This window comes from Azonexus hydrophilus DSM 23864 (assembly GCF_000429605.1).
GTDB classification, from domain to species: domain Bacteria; phylum Pseudomonadota; class Gammaproteobacteria; order Burkholderiales; family Rhodocyclaceae; genus Azonexus; species Azonexus hydrophilus.
The window spans coordinates 96,064-120,636 of record NZ_AUCE01000011.1; the positions used below are offsets into that span (position 1 = coordinate 96,064).

Annotated in this window: 25 protein-coding genes and 1 pseudogene; 5 read left to right on the plus strand and 21 right to left on the minus strand. The window is 64.5% G+C overall.

The window, feature by feature from the left end; genetic code table 11:
- The first annotated feature begins 1 nt into the window (after position 1).
- Complete coding sequence (locus G471_RS0100985; protein ID WP_028993663.1) at positions 2 to 1,318, plus strand: TolC family outer membrane protein; 1,317 nt, start codon at positions 2 to 4, stop codon at positions 1,316 to 1,318.
- Here G471_RS0100985 and waaA read toward each other — a convergent pair.
- Positions 1,284 to 2,552, minus strand: coding sequence for a lipid IV(A) 3-deoxy-D-manno-octulosonic acid transferase (gene waaA, locus G471_RS0100990; RefSeq protein ID WP_211226371.1), 1,269 nt, complete (start codon positions 2,550 to 2,552; stop codon positions 1,284 to 1,286). The two genes, G471_RS0100985 and waaA, sit on opposite strands and share 35 nt — an antisense overlap.
- A complete protein-coding gene (gene waaC / locus G471_RS0100995; protein ID WP_245580479.1) occupies positions 2,549 to 3,511 on the minus strand; it encodes a lipopolysaccharide heptosyltransferase I in 963 nt (320 codons plus the stop codon). The genes waaA and waaC overlap by 4 nt, the downstream gene beginning before the upstream one ends.
- Before the next feature lie 112 nt (positions 3,512 to 3,623).
- Between waaC and glmS the strand changes: the two genes are divergently transcribed.
- On the plus strand, positions 3,624 to 5,447 hold the full coding sequence (glmS, locus tag G471_RS0101000; protein ID WP_028993666.1) for a glutamine--fructose-6-phosphate transaminase (isomerizing): 1,824 nt from the start codon (positions 3,624 to 3,626) through the stop codon (positions 5,445 to 5,447).
- Positions 5,448 to 6,278, plus strand: a complete 831-nt coding sequence (locus G471_RS16325) for a symmetrical bis(5'-nucleosyl)-tetraphosphatase (protein ID WP_043420580.1) — start codon at positions 5,448 to 5,450, stop codon at positions 6,276 to 6,278. It begins immediately after the preceding gene.
- 190 nt (positions 6,279 to 6,468) lie between these two features.
- Here the strand turns inward: G471_RS16325 and G471_RS19420 are convergent.
- The 9 genes and pseudogenes from G471_RS19420 to G471_RS0101055 form a co-directional block, all read right to left on the minus strand.
- Positions 6,469 to 6,936: pseudogene (locus G471_RS19420) on the minus strand (lysophospholipid acyltransferase family protein); the annotation flags it as partial.
- A 53-nt stretch (positions 6,937 to 6,989) separates the two neighbouring features.
- Positions 6,990 to 7,751, minus strand: a complete 762-nt coding sequence (locus tag G471_RS0101020; protein WP_043420581.1) for a GNAT family N-acetyltransferase — start codon at positions 7,749 to 7,751, stop codon at positions 6,990 to 6,992.
- A gap of 79 nt (positions 7,752 to 7,830) precedes the next feature.
- A complete protein-coding gene (locus G471_RS0101025) occupies positions 7,831 to 8,772 on the minus strand; it encodes a carbohydrate kinase family protein (protein WP_028993669.1) in 942 nt (313 codons plus the stop codon).
- Positions 8,773 to 8,780: 8 nt separating this feature from the next.
- A complete protein-coding gene (locus G471_RS0101030) occupies positions 8,781 to 9,797 on the minus strand; it encodes a DUF3426 domain-containing protein (protein WP_028993670.1) in 1,017 nt (338 codons plus the stop codon).
- Positions 9,773 to 10,663 (minus strand): 50S ribosomal protein L11 methyltransferase, encoded by an 891-nt coding sequence (gene prmA / locus G471_RS0101035; protein ID WP_028993671.1) that lies wholly within the window; start codon positions 10,661 to 10,663, stop codon positions 9,773 to 9,775. Before prmA ends, G471_RS0101030 begins: the two co-directional genes overlap by 25 nt.
- Positions 10,664 to 10,665: 2 nt before the next feature.
- Positions 10,666 to 12,024, minus strand: a complete 1,359-nt coding sequence (gene accC / locus G471_RS0101040) for an acetyl-CoA carboxylase biotin carboxylase subunit (protein WP_028993672.1) — start codon at positions 12,022 to 12,024, stop codon at positions 10,666 to 10,668.
- A gap of 8 nt (positions 12,025 to 12,032) precedes the next feature.
- Positions 12,033 to 12,485: an acetyl-CoA carboxylase biotin carboxyl carrier protein gene (gene accB / locus G471_RS0101045; RefSeq protein WP_028993673.1), complete on the minus strand. Its 453-nt coding sequence runs from the start codon at positions 12,483 to 12,485 to the stop codon at positions 12,033 to 12,035.
- Between the two features lie 53 nt (positions 12,486 to 12,538).
- Positions 12,539 to 13,021 carry a type II 3-dehydroquinate dehydratase gene (gene aroQ, locus G471_RS0101050; protein ID WP_028993674.1) on the minus strand — a complete coding sequence of 161 codons (483 nt, stop codon included), beginning with the start codon at positions 13,019 to 13,021 and terminating at the stop codon, positions 12,539 to 12,541.
- Between the two features lie 39 nt (positions 13,022 to 13,060).
- Complete coding sequence (locus G471_RS0101055; protein WP_028993675.1) at positions 13,061 to 13,651, minus strand: hypothetical protein; 591 nt, start codon at positions 13,649 to 13,651, stop codon at positions 13,061 to 13,063.
- Positions 13,652 to 13,701: 50 nt separating this feature from the next.
- Between G471_RS0101055 and mpl the strand changes: the two genes are divergently transcribed.
- Both mpl and G471_RS0101065 read left to right on the plus strand, forming a co-directional pair.
- Entirely contained in the window at positions 13,702 to 15,048 is a 1,347-nt protein-coding gene (mpl, locus tag G471_RS0101060; RefSeq protein WP_028993676.1) for a UDP-N-acetylmuramate:L-alanyl-gamma-D-glutamyl-meso-diaminopimelate ligase, read from the plus strand.
- On the plus strand, positions 15,045 to 15,632 hold the full coding sequence (locus G471_RS0101065; RefSeq protein ID WP_028993677.1) for an SCO family protein: 588 nt from the start codon (positions 15,045 to 15,047) through the stop codon (positions 15,630 to 15,632). Before mpl ends, G471_RS0101065 begins: the two co-directional genes overlap by 4 nt.
- A gap of 49 nt (positions 15,633 to 15,681) precedes the next feature.
- On the opposite strand, the gene G471_RS0101070 is transcribed toward G471_RS0101065, so the two are convergent.
- The 10 genes from G471_RS0101070 to G471_RS0101115 all read right to left on the minus strand — a co-directional run bounded on the left by G471_RS0101070 (position 15,682) and on the right by G471_RS0101115 (position 24,543).
- Complete coding sequence (locus G471_RS0101070; protein WP_028993678.1) at positions 15,682 to 17,958, minus strand: NADP-dependent malic enzyme; 2,277 nt, start codon at positions 17,956 to 17,958, stop codon at positions 15,682 to 15,684.
- A gap of 121 nt (positions 17,959 to 18,079) precedes the next feature.
- Entirely contained in the window at positions 18,080 to 18,874 is a 795-nt protein-coding gene (locus G471_RS0101075) for an energy-coupling factor ABC transporter ATP-binding protein (protein WP_211226361.1), read from the minus strand.
- Entirely contained in the window at positions 18,867 to 19,421 is a 555-nt protein-coding gene (locus G471_RS0101080; RefSeq protein WP_028993680.1) for a hypothetical protein, read from the minus strand. Before G471_RS0101080 ends, G471_RS0101075 begins: the two co-directional genes overlap by 8 nt.
- Positions 19,418 to 20,062: an energy-coupling factor ABC transporter permease gene (locus tag G471_RS0101085; protein ID WP_028993681.1), complete on the minus strand. Its 645-nt coding sequence runs from the start codon at positions 20,060 to 20,062 to the stop codon at positions 19,418 to 19,420. Before G471_RS0101085 ends, G471_RS0101080 begins: the two co-directional genes overlap by 4 nt.
- A 9-nt stretch (positions 20,063 to 20,071) precedes the next feature.
- Complete coding sequence (locus tag G471_RS0101090) at positions 20,072 to 21,061, minus strand: hypothetical protein (protein ID WP_028993682.1); 990 nt, start codon at positions 21,059 to 21,061, stop codon at positions 20,072 to 20,074.
- The gene (locus tag G471_RS0101095) at positions 21,058 to 21,480 is read right to left on the minus strand and encodes a hypothetical protein (RefSeq protein ID WP_028993683.1); all 423 of its coding nucleotides are present in this window, start codon (positions 21,478 to 21,480) and stop codon (positions 21,058 to 21,060) included. The genes G471_RS0101090 and G471_RS0101095 overlap by 4 nt, the downstream gene beginning before the upstream one ends.
- A complete protein-coding gene (locus tag G471_RS18145) occupies positions 21,477 to 22,169 on the minus strand; it encodes a DUF4198 domain-containing protein (protein WP_028993684.1) in 693 nt (230 codons plus the stop codon). The genes G471_RS0101095 and G471_RS18145 overlap by 4 nt, the downstream gene beginning before the upstream one ends.
- A gap of 111 nt (positions 22,170 to 22,280) precedes the next feature.
- Positions 22,281 to 23,600: a PAS domain-containing sensor histidine kinase gene (locus tag G471_RS0101105; protein WP_028993685.1), complete on the minus strand. Its 1,320-nt coding sequence runs from the start codon at positions 23,598 to 23,600 to the stop codon at positions 22,281 to 22,283.
- The gene (gene nikR, locus G471_RS0101110; protein ID WP_028993686.1) at positions 23,575 to 24,039 is read right to left on the minus strand and encodes a nickel-responsive transcriptional regulator NikR; all 465 of its coding nucleotides are present in this window, start codon (positions 24,037 to 24,039) and stop codon (positions 23,575 to 23,577) included. The genes G471_RS0101105 and nikR overlap by 26 nt, the downstream gene beginning before the upstream one ends.
- A gap of 60 nt (positions 24,040 to 24,099) precedes the next feature.
- The gene (locus tag G471_RS0101115; RefSeq protein ID WP_028993687.1) at positions 24,100 to 24,543 is read right to left on the minus strand and encodes an Rrf2 family transcriptional regulator; all 444 of its coding nucleotides are present in this window, start codon (positions 24,541 to 24,543) and stop codon (positions 24,100 to 24,102) included.
- Positions 24,544 to 24,573: the final 30 nt, after the last annotated feature.

Below are 24,573 nucleotides of genomic sequence, written 5' to 3' on the forward strand. Positions count from 1 at the left end.
CATGAAAAAGATTGCCTGGCTGCTAGCCTTCCCGTTGTTTGCCTCGCCGCTGTCCGCCGCCGACCTGATGCAGGCCTATCAGGAAGCCCGCGACAACGATCCCGTTTTCGCTGCTGCCCGCGCCACCGTGGAAGCCGGCCGCGAAAAGGCTCCGCAAGGACGTGCCGGACTGTTACCCAGCCTGTCACTGTCGGGCAACACGGTATGGAACGACAGCGAAGTCGAACCGCAGGGCGGGACCCGGGTCAAGAACCAGTACAACACCAACGGCTATCAGCTGACCCTGTCGCAACCCTTGTTCCGCTGGCAGAACTGGGTCGCCTACGACCAGGCCAAACTGCAGGTAGCCCAGGCTGAAGCCAATTTTGTCCAGGCCCGCCAGGATCTGATCCTGCGCGTCGCCCAGGCCTATTTCGACGTGCTCTACGCCAGCGAAAACCTGAGCGCCGTCCGCGCCAACAAGGAAGCCACGGCACAACAATTGGAACTGGCCAAAAAAACCTTCGAGGTCGGCACGGCAACGATCACCGATACGCATGAAGCGCAGGCGCGTTTCGACTTGGTCACGGCGCAGGAGATCGCCGCCGAAAGCGAACTCGAAATCCGCCGCCAGAGCCTGCAGATCCTGCTCGGCCGCATGCCGGAAAACCTCGCCGCGCCGCGCAAGGACGCCGTGCTGAATCCGCCGGAGCCGAACCGGCTGCAGGACTGGATCAGTGCTGCGGAAAAGGATGCGCTGCCAGTGCAGATCCAGCTCGCCCAGGCCGAAATCGCCGCCCGCGAGGTGGACAAGCAACGCGCCGGCCACTATCCGACCGTCGATATCGTCGCCAACCGTGGCAAGGCCAAGACCTTCAACAATACGGCCATCGACTCCGAATACAGCAATATCGGCCTGCAACTGAACATCCCCCTGTTCCAGGGCGGGCTGACCACCTCCCGCCAGCGCGAAGCCGGGGCCAACCGCGAAGCCGCCCGTGCCGGACTGGAATCCGCGCGCCGCAACGCAACACTGGCCGCCCGTCAGTATTACCTCGGCGTGACCAACGGCCTGGCCCAGGTCAATGCCCTCAAGGCCGCGCTGATCTCGTCGCAGTCGGCCCTGGAATCGAACAAGCTGGGCTACGAAGTCGGCGTGCGCATCAACATCGACGTGCTCAATGCCGAGAACCAGCTCTACGTCACCCGTCGCGACCTGGCCAAGGCCACCTTCGACACGCTGATGGCGCAACTGCGGCTGAAGGCCGCTGTCGGCGCGCTGGGCGAGGACGACCTGGCCCGGATCAACAGCCTGCTTGAGCCGCGCAGCGTTCAATAAGACGCAAGGTACGCGCCGTCGCGCCCCGGTGGGCGGCAGCGAACTCAGCGCAGGCCTGGCGCATGGCAGCGAGTTGCCGGGCATCCTGTAACAGATACTGAACCTGGTCGACGAGGGCTGGCGCATCGGCGACCCGCCGGGCCGCACCGGCGGCGATGGCATCCTCGGTCGCACTCAGGAAATTGAAGGTGTGCGGACCCACCAGCACCGGACAGCCACACGCCGCCGACTCGATCAGGTTCTGCCCGCCCAGTGGCAACAGGCTGCCGCCAATGAACGCGACATCGGCCAGCGTGTAATAAGCTGCCATCTCGCCCATGCTGTCGCCGAGCCAGACCCGGGTATCCGCCGTCGGCAACCCCTCGCTGCGCCGCCGGCTGGCGATGCCACGCGCAGCCAGCAGACCGGCCACTTCATCGAAGCGCTGCGGGTGGCGCGGCACCAGGACGAGCAAGGCATCGCCCGGCGCACTGCGCCAAGCATCGAGCAGCAGGGCTTCTTCGCCCTCACGGGTGCTGGCGGCCAGCCAGACTGCCCGTCCAGCCAGCGCCTGACGCCAGCTTTCGCCCAACTGGCGACGCTCGGCGGCCGGCTCGACATCGAATTTCAGGTTGCCGCACACCTCGACCGACGGTGCCCCCAGGGCCGCCAGCCGCCCGGCATCGGCAGCCGTCTGGGCGGCAACTGCGGACAAGCGGGCGAAAGCCGGCCGGGTCAGTGCCGCAAAGCGCCCATAACCCCTGGCCGAACGCGCCGACAGGCGGGCATTGACCAGCGCCACCGGCAGCTTGCGCCGGGCACAGGCTGCCAGCAGATTGGGCCAGATCTCGGTTTCCATGAGCACGCCGAAATTCGGTGAGAAATGATCGAGAAAACGCCCGACAGCGTCCGGCAGATCGTAGGGCAGATAGGCCTGGATCACCCGCTCGCCATACACCTCGGCACCGGCGGCGCGACCGGTCGGGGTCATGCCGGTCAGCAGGATGCGGGCGTCCGGCCAACGCGCCTGCAGCGCCTCGATCAAGGGCTGGGCGGCACGCGTTTCGCCGACCGAGACCGCATGCACCCAGATCAGCGGGCCGTGCCGGGCAACTGGCGGCCGACCATGGATGCCGAAGCGTTCGCCGACATGCGCCCGGTAAGCCGGCTGTTTCCGCCCGCGCAGGAACAATCGCAGCAGGATCGCCGGCAGCAGCAGGTAGAGCAGCAGCGCGTAGACGAAACGGGCCATCAGCCGGGAACCGCCATCAATTCTGCCAGCACCGCTGCGACCGCCGGACATTGCCCCTTACCGCCGAGATTGCGATGGAAACCGGCACCGTAAACGCCGGTCAGTCCCGGCTCGGTCGCCGTATAGAGGGCAATGGTCGGGGTTTTCAGGGCAACGGCGAGATGCGTCAGGCCGGTATCGACGCCGACCACCGCCCGCGCGCCGGCGAGCAGGGTAGCCAGGGCATCGATGCGCAGCGGCGGTGCCGCCAGCGCACCGGGGATGGCGGCGGCAAGACGCGCGGCACGGGCACGCTCCTGCGGATTGCCTGCCGGCAGCACGACCCCCAGACCCTGCGCGCGCAACGCCTGCCCCAGCGCAATCCAGTGCGCCTCCGGCCACAGCTTGTCGTCGCGGCTGGTGGCGCTGAGCAGGACGGCATACGGCCCTGCCGGCAGCCAGTCGAGGGCGATGGCCGGCGCCTGGATGCCGTAATCGACCGCATCGGCAACGGGATAATCGAGCGCCGCCGCTGCCAGCATGCGGTTGCGCACGACGGCGTGCAAGTCGCGCGCAACCCCGAAATGCCGGTCGTAGAAACGGGCGGCCAGCGGCTCCCTGGCCGACTCGCTGTCGTAACCGGCCAACGGTCCGTTGGCCCGGGATGCGAGCAGGGCGCTCTTGAACAACCCTTGAGTATCGAGCACCAGGTCGTAGTCGACCTCGCGCATGCGCTGCCGGAATTCGCCGATTTCCCGCCAGGTCTCGGCCTTGAGCAAGGCCTTGCGCCAGCGCCGGACCGCCACCGGAATGATCCGGCCGACCGCCGGATGCAGGCGCGGCACGGCGGCAAAACTCTCCTCGACGCACCAGTCAAGCTTCGCCTGCGGGAATTGACGGTGGATGTCGGTCGCCACCGGCAGGTTATGTATGACGTCGCCGAGCGAAGAGGTTTTGACCAGCAGGATGCGCATCGGCAGCATGAACTCGAAATCGAAGGCAGGATTATAGATCGCAACGCCAGCCTTGCCTTTCCGGACGGCAAGGAGAAGGCTTGCGTTAAAATATGCGCTTCAGGTCAAGAAACCATCAACCATGTGTGGCATCGTCGCGGCAGCCGCCGACAAGAACATCGTTCCCATCCTCGTCGAGGGGCTGAAAAAACTCGAATACCGCGGCTACGACTCGGCCGGCCTGGCCGTCATCGGCGCCGACCGGATCGAGCGGGTGCGTTCGGTCGGGCGCGTTGCCGAACTGGAAAGCGCCTCGGCCGATACCGCATCGCCGACCGGCATTGCCCATACCCGCTGGGCGACCCACGGCGTGCCCTCGGAACGCAACGCCCACCCGCATGTTTCCGGCAGCATCGCCGTCGTCCATAACGGCATCATCGAGAATTACGAAAGCCTGCGCAGCGAACTGACGGCGCAAGGCTACGTGTTCACTTCGGATACCGATACCGAGACCATCGCCCACCTGGTCGACCAACTGCTCAAGAGCGACCGCGACCTGTTCCGCGCGGTACAGGCCGCCTGCAGGAGACTGGTCGGCGCCTACGCCATCGCCGTCATTGACCATAGTCAGCCCGGCCGCGTCATCGTCTCCCGCGAAGGCTCGCCGCTCCTGCTCGGCCTCGGCGACGACGGCAACTACGCGGCATCCGACGCCTCGGCACTGCTCCAGGTCACCCGCAAGATGGTCTATCTGGAAAACGGCGACATCGCCGAACTGAGCCGCGACGGCGTCCGCATCGAGCGCCTTGACGGCACCCCGGTCGAGCGCCCGGTGCATGTTTCCGAACTTTCCGCCGCAGCCGTCGAACTCGGCAACTTCCGCCACTACATGCAGAAGGAAATCTTCGAGCAACCGGAAGCGCTGGCCAACACCCTGGAAATCGTCGGTGGCAGCAAAACCATACAACCCGGCATTTTCGGCGCCGAAGCCGCCACTTTATTGAACGATGTCGACCACATTCTGATTCTTGCCTGCGGCACCAGCGCCCATTCCGGGATGACCGCCCGCTACTGGCTGGAAGCGGTCGCCGGCGTTCCCTGTACCGTCGAAATCGCCAGCGAATACCGTTATCGCACCTCCGTGCCCAATCCGCGGCAACTGATCGTCGCCATCTCGCAATCCGGCGAGACCGCCGACACGCTGGCCGCACTGCGCCACGCCAAGTCGCTCGGCCAGACCAAAACCCTGGCCATCTGCAACGTACCGGAATCGGCCATCGTCCGCGAATCGGCGCTGCGTTTCATTACCCGCGCCGGCCCGGAAATCGGCGTCGCCTCGACCAAGGCCTTCACCACCCAGCTGGCGGCACTGTTCCTGCTCACCCTGGTGGTCGCCAAGGTGCGCGGCCAGCTCGGCGCCGATCAGGAAAGCGCCTATATCGACCAGTTGCGCCACCTGCCGGTCGCAGTCAATAAAGTGCTGACGCTGGAGGATGAGATCACCGTCTGGGCCCGCCGGTTTGCCGACAAGCAGCACGCACTCTTCCTCGGACGCGGCCGCCACTACCCGATCGCCCTCGAAGGTGCACTGAAACTCAAGGAAATTTCCTACATCCACGCCGAAGCCTACCCGGCTGGAGAACTCAAGCATGGCCCGCTGGCGCTGGTCGATGCCAACATGCCGGTGATTTCGGTAGCGCCGGCCGACGACCTGCTGGAAAAGCTCAAGTCCAACCTGCAGGAAGTCCGCGCCCGTGGCGGCGAACTCTATGTGTTTGCCGACGCCGACTCGGAAATCCCCGAGTCGGAAGGCGTGCACATGCTGCGCCTGCCGGAACATTACGGCCTGCTGTCGCCCATCCTGCACGTCATTCCGCTGCAACTGCTGTCCTACCACGCGGCTCTGGTCAAGGGAACGGATGTGGACAAACCGCGCAACCTGGCCAAATCGGTGACGGTGGAGTAAATGGCCACTTACGCCATCGGCGATATCCAGGGCTGTTTCGATTCGCTACAGAATCTGCTCGCAGCCTGCGCCTTCGACCCGACCAAGGACCGCCTGTGGCTGGTCGGCGACCTGGTCAATCGCGGCCCGAAGTCGCTGGAAACCCTGCGTCTGATCAAGTCCTTCGGCGACTCGGCGATCACCGTCCTCGGCAATCACGATCTCTACCTGCTGATGGTCGCCGAGGGTGGCGCCAAGTTCCGGGGCAAGGACGACACCCTCGACGATGTGCTCAACGCGCCGGACCGCGACGAATTGCTGGACTGGCTGCGCCGTCAGCCCCTGTGCCATGTCGAAGGCGATTACTGCCTGGTCCATGCCGGCCTGCTGCCGCAATGGTCGGCAAAATACGCCCGCGAACTGGCCCGCGAAGTCGAAGCCAAACTGCAGGGCAAGGATTATCCGGAGTTTGTCCGCAATCTCTGGGGCAGCGAACCGGCCGCCTGGGACGACGACCTGAAGGGCTGGGCGCGGCTGCGCGTGATCGTCAACGCGATGACCCGGATGCGCTTCTGCACCAAGAAAGGGCTGATGGAATTCAAGGTCAAGGGCAAGCTGGCCAATGCGCCGGCCGGCTATTTACCGTGGTTCGATGTGCCCGATCGCAAGAGCGCCGGCAGCATTCTCGTCACCGGCCATTGGTCGGCGCTGGGCCTGCGCATCACGCAGAATCAGCTGGCGCTTGATTCAGGCTGTCTGTGGGGCGGACACCTGACGGCAGTTCGCCTCGAAGACCGGCGGGTATTTCAGGTGGATTGTTCGCCAGCGGAAGTCCAGCCGCTAAAGCGATAGCCTCGCGCGCCTCGGCTGCGACCTGCTTGCGCTCCTCGCCCTGCAGGCCACGCAGCGGCGTCGTCACCAGGCGGGCGATGATGCGCCGACGCTTGAGCATGGCGGTCGTGCACTCACCCAGTGAGATATCGCCGTCGTAACGTGGCGCCAGGCTGCGTTCGCCGTTCAGCTCCCAGTAGGAAATCGCCGCCGGCAACACCGGCCGCCCGGCTGCCAGCGCCGGTTGCAGCAAGGCCGCGTGGAAATGCAGCAGACTACGGCCGTCGGTCGTCGTTCCTTCGGGGAATACCGCAACGACCTTGCCCTGACCGAGAATGCCGGCGATTTCCTCGTTGATGACGCGGGCGTGGCCACGGCTGCCACGACGCAGGAAAACGGTGTCGTTTTTCCAGGCCAGCCAGCCGATCACCGGCCAGCGCCGCACTTCTTCCTTGGACACGAAGGCCGCCGGCACGGCCGCATTGATGACGAAGATATCGACCCAGGAAACGTGATTGGCAACCAGCAATACCCCCGGCGCCAGATGCGTCAGGTCGGCTTCCAGTTCGATGCCCAGCGCGTCGAGCACGGCCGCCGACCAGCTTTGCTTGAGCAGCAGCCGGCGCCGGTCGCCGCAGATGCGGAAAACGGTCAGTGCAACCAGCGCCCCGGTGAGCACCAGCAGAAAAAGCCGGAACAGCCGGAAGGCGCGGACGATGGTCGTAGTTTCTTTCAGTCTGCCTGCCCCAGGTAATGCTTGGCGTAACGACCGGCGACCTTGGCCATCGGCATCAGGATGGGCAGATCGGCGGTATTGAAATCGGGATCCCAGGCCGGTTCACCGCAGATCCAGGCCCCGGCGCGCAGGTAGCCCTTGATCAGTGGCGGCACTTCGGCCGGGCGATCCTGCTGCAGGGCCGCCAGCGGCAGCGGGCAGCGCGGGAAGACGCGATACTCCTGCGGTCCGAGGTGGTCGGCAGCGAGACGATTATACAGACTGGCCGCGGCATGACCGCCGTCGGCCATGCTGATCGAGGCGCAACCGATCAGGTAGTCGTGGCCGTGTTCCAGCATGTACTGCGCCAGCCCGGACCACAGCAGGGTGATCGTGGCGCCGGTGCGGTAGTCGGGATGGACGCAGGAACGACCGATCTCGACCATGCGCGAACGCAGGTGCTGGAGACGGGTCAGGTCGAATTCGTTTTCCGAGTAGTAACCGACCAGGCGAGCGTTTTCCGGCGGCAGGATGCGGTAGGTGCCGACGATGTCGCCGTTCTGCGTATCGCGCACGACCAGGTGCTCGCAGTACGGGTCGTAGATGTCGTGATCGACGCCCGGCGTGCGGCTGGGCAGATTGGCGCCCATTTCACCGGCGAAAACACGGTAACGCAGGCGCTGGGCTTCGAGAATGTCGCTGGCGCTGCGGGCAAAACCCACCGCCAGGTTGCGTTTTTCCGGGCGGACGCGGGCCGCCGACTTGTGCATGAGTTCCATCTTGTTCTCCTTGTGTTTCTGGAGAACAGGATGGAACAGGCGTGTTACACGCCTATTGCTCTTGCATTACAGCAGGGTTTCAGCCTTGTCCGGGCAGGGCGCAACCGAAGGCCTGGCGATAGCGTTCACCAATTTCCTCACGGCTTGGCTGGTGATTCTGGCCGCCACGATGGGCGATCTTGATCGAGCCCATGACCGATGCCAGACGACCGGTCGTCGGCCAGTCCCAACCATTGGCGATGCCGTACAGCAGACCGGCGCGGTAGGCGTCGCCACAGCCCGTCGGATCGACGATGGCGTCTGGTGCCACACAGGGAATCTCGTAGCGCTGACCGTCGGCATGGATTTCCGAACCTTCACCGCCACGGGTGACGATCAGTGCCTTGACCTCCTGTGCCAGCTGTTCGAGGCTGCGGCCAGTGCGGTCGCACGCCAGCCTAGCCTCGTAATCGTTGAAGCAGGCGTAATCGGCCAGGCGCAGGAAATCCATCAGGTCGTCGCCGTCGAACATCGGCAGACCCTGGCCCGGATCGAAGATGAAGGGCACCCCGGCGGCGGCGAAATCACGGGCGTGCTGGAGCATGCCTTCACGGCCATCGGGAGCAACGATACCAAGCTTGGCGCCAGCCTGCTCGACCTTGTTCAGGTGCGAGAAAGCCATCGCGCCAGGGTGGAAGGCGGTGATCTGGTTGTCGTCGAGATCGGTGGTGATGAAGGCCTGGGCGGTGAAACTCCCCGGCACCTGACGCACATGGCGGCGCGTCAGACCGAGTTGGTCGAGGCGGGCAAGATAGGGCGCGGCGTCGTCACCGACGGTGGCCATGATGCTCGCGTCGCCGCCGAGCAGCATCAGGTTGTAGGCGATGTTGCCGGCACAACCGCCGTACTCGCGACGCATTTCCGGGACCAGGAAGGCGACGTTGAGGATGTGGATCTGCTCGGGCAGGATGTGATTCTTGAAGCGGTCCGGGAAGACCATGATGTTGTCGAAGGCCAGCGAGCCGCAGATCAGTGTCGTCATGTTGTCGGTCAGGGATAGAAAATGTAGAGGCGATAGCCGGTGGCGCCGATGTCCGAAGCCTCGATCCACAGGCGAACGGCGGTTTCGGCATTGGCCGGGAAGGCGTCGGCGGATACCCCGGCGGGGAGGTAGTCCGGGGCGTCGATGACCCGTCGGGCAACGACCCGGTCGTTGATGTCGGTCAGCGTCAGTTCAAGACTGGGCCAGGCCTGGGCATGCAGCGCCCGGTTCTTCAGGGTGGCGTTCAGCACGAACAGGCCGCGGGCCGCATCGGCCTGCAGATCGGAGGTCTCGATCGAGACCAGCGCAACATCGCGCGGTAGCGGCACATCGATCCCCAAGGCGGCATAGCCATCGGCCACGGCCGGCACGCGCTGGACGATTTCGGTCCGGTAATGCAGGGCCAGCTGGACGCACAGCGCCAGCAGGGCAAGCAGGAAAACCACAACATAGGGCCAGGCAGGCGATTTCTGGGCGGCATCGTCGAAGCCACCCAGGCCATCGCTGGCCAGGGGGCCGGCCGACCAGCGGTTATAGGCATTGCTGTCAGCCAGCTCACGAACCGCTACCAGACCGGCCTCACGCGCAGCCTGGGTGGTTTCTTCAGGAGTCTCCGGCACAGGTTCGGGCAGGGCCTCGACCGGCTCCGGCTCGGCAGCGGCAACTTCTTCGGGCGGCAGCGGGGATTCCTCGGCGGTTTCGGAAATCTCTGGCATCTCCGGAATGACGGACGACGTTTCCGGCTCGCGGGCGGGCAGCGGCAGATCCTCGGGGATAGCCTCGACCGGCGCCGTTACCGTCTCCGGCAAGCTGGCTGCGCTGAATTCCGGCTCGGGAACCGCCGCCACCGCTTCCGCTGGCTGCGGTTCCTCCATCTGCAAATGATCGAAGGCGTTGAAAACGGTCTGACAATGACCGCAACGAACCTTGCCGGCCTTCAGGCGTAATTGCTCGGAGGTGACACGGAAAACCGTGCCACACGCCGGGCAACGGGTGCGGGTCAGGGCTTGACCCCGGCCAGACATACCCAGTCCTCGCGCATATCGGCCACCTGCAGCGGAATCCACGGCGCGTAGACGGCGATGATTTCCTCGGCCTGTTCGCGCAGGATGCCGGACAGGGCCAGCCGGCCACCGGCACGGACATGTGCACAGATGGCGGGCGCCAGGACACGCAGCGGATTCGAGAGGATATTGGCCACGACGACATCATACTCGCCTGCCAGCGCCTCTGCCGAGTCGGCGAAACGGGCAACGACATCATTGCTGGCCGCGTTGGCATTGGCTGCCTCGACCGCCTGTGGGTCGATATCGACGCCGGCGACCGCCGCCGCACCAAGCTTGGCAGCGGCAATGGCGAGGATGCCGGAACCGCAGCCGTAGTCGAGCAGCGATTCGCCGCCGGTGATGGTGCGCTCCAGCCACTCCAGACACAGCCGGGTGGTCGGGTGCGAACCGGTGCCGAAGGCCATGCCCGGGTCGAGCACCAGGTTGATCGCCGACGGGTCCGGCGATTCATGCCAGGACGGGACGATCCACAGGCGACCGGAAACACGGATCGGATCGAACTGCGCCTGGGTCAACTGCACCCAGTTCTGTTCCTCGACCGGCTCAGCAGTGAATGCCGGGACAGCTTCCAGGCCGGCCTGATCAGCGGCCTCGGCAAGCATCGCAGCAACATCGGCGTCCGGCTCGAACAAGGCGACGACACGCGAATGCGCCCAGCCCGGCGTGGTCACCGAACCGGGTTCGCCGAACTGCGGCTGCTCGTCGGGCGTGCCGGCATCGGCATCCTCGATGCTCGCCGACAGCGCGCCGAGCTCGAGCAGGGCGTCGCAGACCGGCTCGGCACTGGCCGCATCGGTCAGGAAACTGACGTTTTGCCAGGCCATGCTTACTGCTTGACCTCGCTCTTGTCGGCCAGCTTGTGCTCCAGGTAATGGATGCTGGTGCCGCCCTCGTTGAAACGGGCGTCAAGCATCAGTTCCTGGTGCAGGGCGATGTTGGTCTTGATGCCCTGGATGCTCATCTCGGACAGCGCGATGCGCATGCGGCGGATGGCCTGCTCGCGGGTATCGCCATAAGCAATGACCTTGGCGACCATGGAATCGTAGTGCGACGGCACGCGATAGCCTTGGTAGATGTGCGAATCGACGCGGATGCCGGGACCGCCAGGCGGGTGATAAAACTCGATCTTGCCGGGAGATGGCACGAACGTGAAGGGATCTTCGGCGTTGATGCGGCATTCGATCGCATGCCCGCGGAACTCGATGTCCTTCTGGCGATAACGCAGCTTCTCACCCGCAGCGACGCGGATCTGTTCCTGAACAATATCGACGCCAGTGATCATTTCGGTGACCGGATGCTCGACCTGGACGCGGGTGTTCATCTCGATGAAGTAGAACTCGCCGTCCTCGTAGAGGAACTCGAAGGTACCCGCACCGCGGTAACCGATCTTGCGGCAGGCTTCGGCGCAACGCTCACCGATGCGGCTGATCAGGCGAGCCGGAATATGCGGCGCCGGCGCCTCTTCGATCACCTTCTGGTGGCGACGCTGCATCGAGCAGTCACGCTCGCCGAGATAGATGGCGTTCTTGTATTCGTCGGCCAACACCTGAATTTCGACGTGGCGCGGATTTTCCAGGAATTTTTCCATGTACACCGCGGGATTGCCGAAGAACTGGCCGGCTTCCTGACGGGTCATCGCCACCGCATTGACCAGCGCCGCCTCGGTATGCACCACGCGCATGCCGCGACCGCCGCCGCCACCAGCCGCCTTGATGATTACCGGGTAGCCGATCTCGCGGGCGATCTTGACGACTTCCTTGGGATCGTCCGGCAACGCGCCTTCGGAGCCAGGCACACAGGGCACGCCAGCAGCCTTCATGGCGTCCTTGGCCGACACCTTGTCGCCCATCAGACGGATGGTTTCGGCGCGCGGGCCGATGAAGACGAAACCCGAAGTCTCGACCCGCTCGGCGAAGTCGGCATTCTCGGAAAGGAAACCGTAGCCCGGGTGGATCGCCTGGGCATCGGTCACTTCAGCCGCCGAGATGATCGCCGGCACGTTCAGATAGCTTTGCGCCGACGCTGCCGGACCAATGCACACCGACTCGTCGGCCAGCTTGACGTACTTGGCCTCGCGGTCGGCCTCGGAGTGCACGACCACGGTCTTGATGCCCAGCTCGCGACAGGCGCGCTGAATCCGCAGGGCAATTTCCCCGCGGTTCGCGATCAGGATTTTTTCGAACATTGCCATGATCAGCCGATCACAAACAGGGGCTCGCCAAATTCGACCGGCTCGCCGTTGTCGAGCAGGATGGCCTTGACCGTGCCATCGGCGTCGGACTCGATTTCGTTGAGCAGCTTCATCGCTTCGATGATGCACAGCGTATCGCCCTTCTTGACGACGCTGCCGACCTGGACAAAAGCGTCGGCGCCGGGCGACGGCGAGCGGTAGAAGGTACCAACCATGGGCGACTTGACGACGTGGCCTTCCGGCACGTCATCTTCGTCATCGAGGTTGACCGAGGAAACAGCCGGCGCCGCGGCTGCCGCGGGCATGGCGGCCGGCATGGCGTATTGCATCGGCGCAGCAACGGCGCCGAAATGCTTGGCGATACGGACCTTCTCCTCACCTTCGGTGACTTCCAGTTCGGAGATGCCGGACTCCTGGACGAGGTCGATAAGTTTCTTCAGCTTGCGCAGATCCATGATGACTCCCTAATTTTTCGCGCATTTTGGGCGCATGATCACGACAATTGTCGCTATTGATCCAGATTGATCTTGTTGAGAAGGTATTCGAGGGCCAGGCGATAGCCCTCGTGGCCGAGGCCGCAGATGACGCCGACGGCCAGGTCGGAGAAATACGAGTGATGCCGGAAAGGTTCGCGGGCATGCACGTTCGACAGATGCACCTCGACAAAGGGGATGGCGACTGCCGCCAGCGCGTCGCGCAGGGCGACGCTGGTGTGCGTATAGGCAGCCGGGTTGATGATGATGGCGCGGACGCCCTGCTCGCGGGCCGCGTGGATGCGCTCGATCAGCGCGCCTTCGTGATTGCTCTGGAAGGCTTCCAGCTCGACCCCGACACTATCCGCCAGACACGCCAGTGTCAGGTTGATGTCGGCCAGGGTGATGCGACCGTAGTGCTCGGGTTCGCGCGTCCCAAGCAGGTTGAGATTGGGCCCATGCACCACCAGGATGCGAGCCTTTTCCGCCGGCTTGGAAGCAGTTTTTCGCTTCGTCATGGCGGCAAGTTTGCCGCAAATCGCCGCAATTTGTCCAGTCTACTCGCTCAGCAGATCAGCCAGCTCGGCCGCCCGGATGCGCTCGCGCGGCCGCCCGTCGCGGTGCTTGAGACTGACCCGCTCGAGATGCGGCGGCAGGATCACCAGATTGGCATCCACCGTATCGGTCTCGATGCGCAGCACGGCCTCGACCTTATCGCTGCGCGGCTCCACATGGCTGACATCGACCCCGCGGTTGAGCAGGAAGATCTCGACCTCCTTGGCGCTATCGGCAAACAGCAGGATGTCGATGTGCGAATGTTCGCCAGCCGTGCCGTCGAGCACCGAGCCGGTCAGGAAGGGATTGAAGGCGTGCAGCAGCTCGAGCAATTCCAGCGCCGTCTGGCGCATGGCCTGCAGCATCTCGGCGTGTTGCTCGCCCTGGTAGAGACTGCGATAGGCGCGCAATTCGGCCTCGACCTCGGCATTGTCGGGAAACGCGACATGCTCGGGAAGCCCCAACTGGCGCGCCGCCTTTTTCTTGGCGTGATGAAAATCGCTGATTCCGTCCTCGGCCATCAGGCGGGCAGCGGCTGCGGCAATGCTGGCCCGGGTACTGGACCCGGTTTTCAGCCTTTCATGGCGGGGCATGATGTCTCGCTCAGGGTAAAATCGCTTTCATTCTAACCACAGTACGTGACATGCACATTCACATTCTCGGCATCTGCGGCACCTTCATGGGCGGGATCGCCCAGCTGGCAGCAGCCTCGGGGCACCGCGTCACCGGCTGCGACGCCAACGTGTACCCGCCCATGAGCGACCAGTTGCAGCAGGCCGGCATCGCCCTCACCGAAGGTTTCTCGGCCGACCAACTGGCACTGAACCCGGATATTTTCGTGATCGGCAACGCCATCTCGCGCGGCAATCCGCTGCTCGAAGCCATCCTCGATCGCGGCCTGCCTTACGTTTCCGGCCCGCAGTGGCTGGCCGAGAACGTCCTGCAGGGACGCTGGGTGCTGGGCGTCGCCGGCACCCACGGCAAAACGACGACCAGCGCGATGCTGGCCTGGATACTCGAGGACGCCGGCATGAGCCCGGGCTTCCTGATCGGCGGCGTGCCGCTGAACTTCGGCGTCTCGGCCCGCCTCGGCGACACCCCGTTCTTCGTCATCGAGGCCGACGAATACGACACCGCTTTCTGCGACAAGCGGTCGAAATTCATCCACTACCGCCCCCGGACCGCCATCCTGAACAACCTGGAATACGATCACGCAGACATCTTCGCCGATCTTGCCGCCATCGAAACACAATTCCATCATCTGGTGCGCACCCTGCCGCAATCCGGGCTAATCGTTGCCAATGCCGCCGAAGCCAGCCTCGAACGCGTGCTGGCACGCGGCTGCTGGACGCCGGTCGAAGGTTTCAACGACAGCCAGGGCTACCGCACGGCCGGCAATGACGCCGACGGCGAATTGATCCTGCTCGGCCGCGATGGCGAGATTGGCCGTACCGCCTGGCAACTGACCGGCGAACACAATCGCGCCAACGCCTGCGCCGCGTTGCTTGCCGCGCGTCATGTCGGCGTGCCGTTCGCCAAGGGCCTGGAAGCGCTCAGCCGCTTCGGCAACGTCAAACGTCGCATGGAGGTTCGCGGCGTGGTCCGGGGCATCACCGTTTACGACGATTTCGCCCACCACCCGACAGCCATCGCCACCACCGTTGCCGGGCTGCGCCGCAAGGTTGGCGCCGCGCGCATCCTGGCTGTACTCGAACCACGCTCCAACACCATGAAGCTGGGCACCATGAAATCGCAGTTGCCCGACAGCCTGCGCGAAGTCGACGCCGCCTTCTGTTACGCTGGCAACCTGGGCTGGGATGCCCGTGCCGCGCTCGCCCCGATGGGTAAACGCGCCTGCGTTCACGATCAACTCGACACCCTGGTCAGCGCCATCGCTGCCGCCGCCCGCCCCGGCGACCATGTGCTCATCATGAGCAACGGTGGTTTCGGTGGCATTCACGACAAACTGCTGGAAAGCCTATCCTCATGATTAGACGCACCTTCATCGGCCTGCTCGCCGCAACCGCCCTCGCTGCCTGTGGCGGCGGCGACACCCGTTTCAATCACACCGATCTGTCGGCAGGCAACATCTTCCCGGCCGGCACGCTGTTCGACGGCACCGGCCAGGCGCGCAGCCTGCAGGACTTTCATGGCAAGGCCGTGCTGGTTTTCTTCGGCTACACCAGTTGCCCGGACATCTGCCCGAGCACCCTGCGCAAGTACGCCAGCCTGATCCGCAACCTGCGCAGCAAGGACGCCGAACGCCTGCAACTGGTGTTCATCTCGGTCGATCCGGAACGCGACACCCCCGAGCGCACCGACACCTACGTCAAATGGTTCAACCCAGCCTTCCTTGGCCTTTCCGGCACGGAACAGCAGATCGCCGAAGTTGCCACCCAGTTCAAGGTGATTTACAGCAAGAAGGAAGTCGAAGGCGGCATGGGCTATGTCATCGACCACAGCGCCGGCGCCTACCTGATCGACCCCAAGGGTCAGTTGCGCCTGGCGATTCCGGAAAATGCCGCGATCGAACCGGTAGTCACCGACTTGCTCAAACTGCTCGACGGAAAATGAAAAAAGCCCCGCCTGAGCGGGGCTTTTGCTTGGCTGGGCCAGAAAAGGCTCAGCGCTCCATCGATTCGACGACGGCCAGCGCCGTCATGTTGACCAGGCGGCGAACGGTCGCCGTCGAGGTCAGCACATGCACCGGACGGGCTGCGCCGAGCAGGATGGGGCCGATGGTCACGCCTTCGCCGGCGGTCATCTTCAACAGATTGTAGGAGATGTTGGCGGCGTCGATGTTGGGCATGACCAGCAGGTTGGCTTCGCCCTTGAGCGGCGAATCCGGGTTGGCCTCGCGGCGGACGTCTTCGCTCAGCGCCGAATCGCCGTGCATTTCGCCGTCGACTTCCAGTTCGCCGGCCGACATCGCCGACACCAACCCGGCGGCAACGCTCATCTTGCGCGCCGATTCCGAACTGCCAGAACCGAAGTTGGAGTGCGACAACAGAGCCGCCTTCGGGTGACTACCGAAGCGCTTGACCTGCTCGGCGGCCATCAGCGTCATCTCGGCGATTTCCTCGGCCGTCGGATTTTCGTTAACGTGGGTATCGCAGATGAACAGCGAGCGCCCCGGCAACATCAGGTAGTTCATCGCTGCCAGCGTATTGACGCCGCTGCGCTTGCCGATGATCTGGCTGATCACGCCGAGGTGATGGCTGTACTGGCCGGTCATGCCGCAGATCAGGCCGTCGGCGTAGCCGAGCTTGAGCAGCATGGCGCCGATCACCGTCGGCTTGCGGCGCAGGGTTTCCTTGGCGATCGCCGGAGTGACGCCACGACGCACCATCAGCTTGTGATAGGCGGTCCAGCACTCACGGTAACGCTCGTCGGATTCCGGATTGACGACGTCGAAATCGACACCCGGCTTGATCCGCAGATTGGCCTTCTCGAGGCGCAGCGCAATGATGTCGGGGCGACCGATCAGGATCGGACGGGCGAATTTTTCCTCGATCACCACTTGAACGGCACGCAACACGCGCTCATCTTCGCCCTCGGCGTAGATGATGCGCTTGCCCTGGGCCTGCCGTGCGGCCTGGAAGATGGCGCGCATGCCGACGCCGGTGTGATAAACGAATTCCGACAGCTTGGCACGATAAGCGGCCCAGTCGGTGATCGGCCGGGTGGCGACGCCGGAGTCGATGGCGGCCTGGGCGACGGCCGGCGCGATCTTGACGATCAGGCGCGGGTCGAAAGGCTTGGGAATCAGGTATTCCGGGCCGAAGGTCAGGTCGTGGCCGGGGTAGGCCATGGCCACTTCATCGGTGACTTCGGCTTCGGCCAGTTCGGCGATGGCACGCACCGAGGCCATCTTCATTTCTTCGGTGATGCGGGTGGCGCCGACGTCGAGCGCACCGCGGAAGATGAAGGGGAAGCAGAGGACGTTGTTGACCTGGTTCACATAGTCGGAACGGCCGGTGGCGATGATCGCCTCCGGGCGGACTTCCTTGACCAGCTCCGGCATGATTTCCGGGGTCGGATTGGCCAGCGCGAAGACCATGGGCTTCTCGGCCATGCTCTTGACCATGTCCTGGTTGACCACACCGGCCGCCGACAGACCGAGGAAGACGTCGGCGCCGACCATGGCATCGGCCAGCGTGCGCTTGTCGGTCTCCTGGGCGTAGCGGGCCTTGGTTTCGTCCATGCCGCCCGGACGGCCGACGTAGATGACGCCCTTGGAGTCGCAGATGGTGATGTTCTCGCGCTTGACGCCAAGATCGCACCACAGGTTCACGCAGGAGATGGCGGCGGCGCCGGCGCCGGAAACGACCACCTTGATCTCTTCGATCTTCTTGCCGACCACCTTGAGACCGTTGAGCATGGCGGCGGCGGAAATGATCGCGGTGCCGTGCTGGTCGTCGTGGAAGACGGGGATATTCATCCGCTCCTTCAGCTTCTGCTCGATGTAGAAGCACTCCGGCGCCTTGATGTCTTCGAGGTTGATGCCGCCGAGCGTTGGCTCAAGCGCGGCGATCATGTCGATCAGCTTGTCCGGGTCGTTCTCGGCCAGCTCGATGTCGAACACGTCGATACCGGCGAACTTCTTGAACAGGCAGCCCTTGCCTTCCATGACCGGCTTCGAGGCCAGCGGGCCGATGTTGCCCAAGCCGAGCACGGCGGTACCGTTGGTGACGACACCGACCAGATTGGCGCGCGAGGTGTACAACGCGGCAGTCGATTCGTCCTCGACGATGGCGTCACAGGCAGCAGCGACGCCTGGCGAGTAGGCCAGCGCCAGATCGCGCTGGTTGGTCAGGCCCTTGGTCGGGCGAACGGAAATCTTGCCCGGGGTGGGCCAGCGGTGATATTCCAGTGCGGCTTCGCGCAAATCCTTTTCCACGGAAATTCCTCGGCAAACGTGTTAGGGAAAACCCTGCAGGTTACTCCAAAAAACCCCGCACGGGTTTCGTAATTATGAATTATTGCTTAGACCGGTGGATTTTTCCACTCGTCAGCAAAACTCAGGACGACTCCCAGTCGTGTACGTGCAGATGGGCATGTGCCTGCCCCCCGTGCCGATGCCGGTGACGATGCGCCAGTCCGGCCGCCTTCAGTAGTTCAAGGTCCTGCAGCGCAGCCGTCAGCGGCCCGTCGTAACACAGGCGGCCTTCGCCATTCAGGATCAGCGCACGCTCGCCCAGCTCGGCCGCCAGACTGAGGTTGTGCGTGCTGACCAGCACGGTGCGTCCCGATTCGAGCAGGGTATCGATCAACCAGCCGACCGTCGCCGGATCCAGCGATGCGCTCGGCTCGTCGAGCGCCAGGAAGGAAGGATCGAGCGCCAGCAAGCAGGCCAGCGCGACTTTCTGCTTCTGGCCGCCGGACAAGGCGAACGGCGCCTCGTCAAGCAAGGCCGACAGGCCCAGTTCAGCGGCCCAGCGTGCCACCCGCTGATCGCCATCGGACAAGCCGAGTTGCCGGGGCCCGTAGGCAATTTCCTCGCGCACCGTCGGATTGAACAGCATCGCCTCCGGGTGCTGGAACAAGAGCACGTTGTCCTGACGGAAACGGCGGGCAAAATCGCGTTGCCTCAGCAGATCCTTGGACAGCATGCGCCCCTGCCAGGCAATCGTGCCCTGTGTCGGCTGCAGCAGTCCGTTGACCAGGCGCAGCAGCGTCGACTTGCCGGCTCCGTTCGGCCCGAGCAGCACCACCTTCTCACCGACTTCGATACGGAAACTCAGGTCGGCGAAGACCGACCGGCCGTCGGGCCAGGCGTAGGCGACCCCATTAAATTCCAGCAATGGGTCAGCCATCGAAACTCCCGCGTGAGCGCATCGCCTGCGCCGATTGTTCGGCGCCGTGCAAAGCCTTTTCCATCAAGGCGCCACCCTGCACTCCGGCATGGCGGAGCAAGGTCGTCGGCTTTGGCGGCAGCGGATTGCGGCTGCGAAACGCCGCCCGGAAATCGTCGAGCAGGCGCCGGTAAACAACCACCTGGCCGAGCGTCAGTGTCGCCACCATGGACAACAACGGCCAACCGCGCAGGGCATCGAGCAGGCGCACGCGCTCGACCACCCAGAACCCCAGATAGACCAGCAGCAGCACCCGCAGGTTGATCAACAGCAAGGGCGCCCACACCGGCTGCGCCCGCCAGGCGGCGAGCAGCGCATAGGCCAGGCTGACGCTGGCGTTGAACAGCAGCAAGGCAAACACCGCGCGTTTCAGCAGCGACCAGCGTGACGCCCCCGCCGCCAGCAGGGCGGCCAGCAGCCCGAACGCCAGCCACGACGGCTCGTGGATGAAGCTGATTGCCAGCACGGCACCGGCATAACCGGCGAGCCAGAGGCGGGCGCGATTCATGCGGCGACCCAGCCTTTGCGCCGTGCCAGACGCCAGACGAACAAGGTCAGCGCCGCCTCGCCGACACCGATCAGCAGATGCGGCAAGAGCACGGCCGGCACGGTGATTTCCGGGCCGAGCGGGAAGAACAGCGGGGTGCCGTCGTCGCGCCGGGCTATGGTCGGCTGCAGGCCGAGTACCAGGGCAACGATCAAGGCAGAGACCTGCAGCGAAACGAAAGCGGCCACCACCACCGCGACGTCCTCATTGAAACGCGCCAGCGAGCGATACAAACCAACCGCCACCAAGGCCCCGACCAGGCCCAGGGCCAGCGCATTAACACCCAGCGCGGTAATGCCGCCGGCGCCGAACAGCAGCGCCTGCAGCAGCAGCACGCCGCTGTAAGCGAGAAACGCAAGGCGCACACCGAACACCAGCGCCAGCACCGCCACCCCGAGCGCATGCCCGGAGGTCCCGCCGGGCAGCGGCAGCATGATCAGGCCAAGCGCGTAGGCCAGCGCCGTCAGCATGGCCAGACGCGGCACCAGCGTCTCGTCGAGCCGTCCGACCAGCCCGCGGCCGGCCCAGGCCCAGGCAGCCGCCGCCACGCCCCAGGCGGGCAACCAGGTCTGCGGCGACAGGAATCCGTCGGGAATATGCATCGATCAGGGTCAGAACGTCAGCGAAGTGGAGAAGATCAGACGGTATTTTTCCTTACCCTCGGCACCCTGCTGCGTATTCGATTCGTTGAGCCGGGTCCACACCGGCTTCTTGATGCCAAGCGCGAAGCTGGCATTGTGCCAGTAGGCACGCACCCCGGGCATCACATATAGCATGCGTCCACCGGTACCTGCCTCGCCGACACCATCGACACGGTCGCGACCGAGCGCCAGGTATTGCACTTCAAGCACGGGATCAAGGCGGAAAGCCTTGTCCGGCATGGTCAGCGCCCGCCAGGACAACGCCGCGTTGAGGCGGTTCTCGGCACCGAACTGCACCCGCTCGCCATTGGCGTAGGTATAAGGCTGAAAGCGAAAGGTTGATGCTTCCAGATTCAGGGTCAGCGTCTGGCTGAGCATCTTGCTCGCAGTCACGCCAAGCGACCACGCCGGCTTGCCGAAGCCCAGCGATTTGCCTGCATCGATGCTGCCGTCGGCCAGACGGTGATTGGCACTGCCGGTCGGCAAGGTACTGCCGGCAAAAACGCTGAAATGCCAGTCCTCCAGATCATCAAGGCTTTCATTGGCCGGCGTCAGCTGCCAGCCGTCCTGGTCGTAGCGAAAACCGATCTGTCCCATCACCGAGGCATCGGCCCAACCGCGCGAATCGAGCCCGCCCGACGCCTCGACCTTGGCATGATGCGGCACGAACAGGTAGGCCGAAAACCACGGGGTTACGCCGTAACCCAGCCCGAGCATGGAAAAGCGGGCGTAGTCGGCATTCGGCGCCGCCCAATCGTATTGCTTGAAGCGTGCCTCATCCACTTTCAGGTAAGCCAGCATCGCCCCTGCCGGCAACAGCGACGAAGACGCCGACTCGATCGGTGCCCCCGGCCCTTGCAGACCGGCGGCCCCCACGCCGGCAACACCGTGGTGCGCCAGTGCCGGCTGGGCAAAAGCGGCCGCCAGCAAGGCCCCGGCGCGCAAGACGGCTGTGTTCATCGTTTTTTCCTCCCCAGGTAAAGCTGCCACAGCCCGAACAGGCCGAAAATCGTTCCCAGACCGCCGAGCCACAGTGCCGTCCGCGGCGTTTCGGCAAGCGGCGGTGTCACCGCGAGTTCGCCGGAAATTGCCGAAATCTGCCGGTCGACCCCATGACCGTCTTCCGACCAGGCTTTCAGTCGCCACTCACCCGGTGTATCGGCAATGAACACCACCCGACCGGCGACATCGGTCCGGCCAACCTGCGCGGGCGTCTCGCTACCGGCCGGATAAAGCTCGTAGGCCTCGAAGGCAAAGGGCTGAGCGTCGGCGTAGCGCAGCGTGACCACGGTGGCCGTCGCGCCAGCGGTATTGACCTGGACCTCATGCGCCGTCGCCGTGCCAGCAAGCAGCAGCCAAACCACAAGTAGGCGCCTCATCGGGCAATCTCGAACTGCAGCGTCGCGCTGCGTAGCGAGCGGTCGGCCTTGCCGTCGGTGAGCGGCGTCTCCAGCGTCGTCGAAATCAGTTGCACGCCAGCATGGCGCAGACGGATCGCAATCCGCCCATCGGCACCGGTGACGCCGCGCGTATCGTCGCCATAGGCGACCGGCAGAGCGGCGACCGGCTGGCCGTCGTCGGTGACCAGCAAGCTCAATTTGTCGCCACTGGCCAGCGTCAGCGGATCGCGCAGCGGCGTGATTTCCAGGCCCTGCCCGAGCGGCTGGCCGGCCGCCGGCAGCCAGCGGCCGATACGCTTCACCGACTCGGCCGCATGCCAGCTACGGAGCACGCCGCTCATCCCGGTTTTCGGCACGTTCTTGGTTTCCCAGGCCGTCTTCGTCCAGTAGCCGGAAACATACTGTGCCTGCAGCACGGCGCAGCCACCCGGCAGGCGCACCGGCGAGCTTGGCGGAACGGTCAGCGCCCGCTGTCGGCCTTCGCCGTCAAGGCAACGCGCGCCGACCACCCGCGCCGCATCGTAGGGGACGGTCTCGGCGCCGGCATGGGCGGAATGACGGTGGCCCTGGAGCAACACCAGTTCGTTGCCATCGGGTTCCAGCCAGAGATCATGCGCCCAGGCGAACGAGGAGCAACACAACAACAGGAAAAGCAGCGGAGCACGCATGACCGGGCAAGCCTTGTATGAAAATATTTACTATCTTCATACAAAATCCGTGCCCGCGCCATAAGTCATTGTGCGTATTCGATTTACGCTTCTACGCTGGACGCCAAGTGGTCAGCAACTTTCCACTGGCAGTGTCAGCGTGAATTCCGCCCCACCTTCCGGGCGGTTGGCGGCGCGCAGGTGGCCACCGTGGCGTTCGGCGATGCCGTAGCTGATCGACAGGCCAAGGCCGGTGCCCTGGCCGACCGGCTTGGTGGTGAAGAAGGGTTCGAACAACTGCGCCAGGTTGGCCTCGGGGATGCCGGGACCATTGTCGAGGAAACGCAGCTCCAGTTTCCCGTCGGCGACCTGCCCGGTGACCAGCAACTGCGCATCGGCCTGGCCGGCGGTGGCGTCACAGGCGTTCTGGACGAGGTTCATCGCCACCTGCTGCAGTTGACCGGACGAGCCGCGACAGCGCAGGCCGGGCGGCAGGTCGATGTCGACCGCGAACTTGCCGGCCGCGCTCTGGCTGACCCAGCGGACGGCGCGCTCGACCACCTCGTTGACGTCGACTTCCTCGGGTGCCGCACGGTCGACGGCAGAAAAGCGCTTGAGTGCGTCGACGATGTCGCGGGTGCGCTCGGCGCCTTCGATCATGCCGTCGATCAAGTGCGGCATGTCGGCCAGGATGCGGTCGATGCGGAGTTCCCGGCGCAGTTCGGGCAGGCTGGCGAGTTCGCCGGCGTGCACTGCATCGATATAGCTGCCGAGACGGCCGGCGTAGCGTTGCAGCGAGAGCACGTTACCAAGCACGAAGCTGATCGGATTGTTCAGTTCGTGGGCGACGCCGGCCACCAGCCGGCCCAGCGAAACCATCTTCTCAGCATGCAGCAGTTGGCTTTGCGTGCGCTTCAGATCGTCGTGCGCCTGACGCAAGGCATGGTAGGCCTTGCGCAGTTCGCCGACTGGCCGGCCGGTAACCACCACGCCCATCAGCTTGCCGGTCTGCGACACGCGCGGCGTGCAGTTCATCGACACCGGCACCGTCGAACCGTCACCGGCACGCAGGAAGAATTCGCAATCGTGCACGCCTTCGCGGGCGTAGCGGGCAAACAGGTCGCGGGCGCGGGCGCGCTCGACCTCATCGGCGAACAGGTCGAAGACCGGCGTATGCGCCAGCTCTTCCATGCTTTTGCCGGCGAAGTGGCAGAGCGAGGGATTGACCTCTTCGATACCGCCGTTGCGATCGCAGACGATCAGGATGTCGGACATCGAGGCGAGCACGCTCTCGATGAACTGGTGCGACTCTTCGAGCGCGGCATTCTTTTCTTCGAGGGCAACTTCATACTGGAGGAGGTCGTTATAGACCTCGTCCATCTTCTGGATCACTTCGATCCAGGCCTGCTCGCCGCCGCCGGCGAATTCAGCGGGTGGGGCGGTAGTGGACATGGTCGCTGCCATGGGCGTCGTGGGCGTGGTGGTATTCGGCCTCCAGCGCCACCAGGTTGAGATGGCCGTGGCGCACGCCGCGCTCGGCGATCAGGGCATCGGCAAATTGCCGGACGTCGGCCGTCGCCCCCTTGAGAATGACCGTTTCCAGGCAGTTGTCGTGGTCCAGGTGGGCGTGCATGGCCGCCACGGTCAGGTCGTGGTGGTCATGCTGCAGGCGGGTCAGGCGCTCCGACAGCTCGCGCTCGTGGTGATCGTAGACATAGGACAGATTGGCCACGCACTGACCGGCCGGCTTGCCGCGCTGGCGATCGTGCTCGATCGCGCCACGAATCAGGTCGCGGACGGCTTCGGAACGATTGACGTAGCCGCGGGCAGCAATCAGTTCGTCGAACTGCCGGGCGAGCGAGTCATCCAGCGAAATGGTGAAGCGTTCCATCAATCAGGCTCCTTGAAAACACGCCTGCCACAATGCCGCCATTCGCTGGCGCTGGCAAGATCAGGGCGCTGGCTCGGGCAGCGGAATCATCCGGCCCAGTTCGGCAGGGTGGTGCAGCAGGTCAGCCAGCGTATAGCGGTCGAGCACCGCCAGCATCGCCGCCAGCGCTTCGTCGAGGATGGCCGGCAGGCGGCAGGCCGGCATGATCCGGCAATGGCCGTCGCTGGCGAAGCACTCGACCAGCGCCCAGTCGTTTTCCGTCTGCCGGATCAGTTCGCCGAGCCGGATCCCGGCCGCCGGCCGCGCCAGCCGGATGCCGCCGCCTTTGCCGCGCACCGTTTCGATATAGGCCAGCCGACCAAGGTGATTCACCACCTTGGTCAGGTGGTTGGCGGAAATGTCGTAGGCCTCGGCGATTTCACCGATGGTTGCCAGCCGCTCGGCATGGATGCCGAGGTACATCAGTACGCGCAGGCTGTAGTCGGAGAAGCTGCTCAGTCGCACCGGCACCCTCCGGATGATAAGATGCAAAAA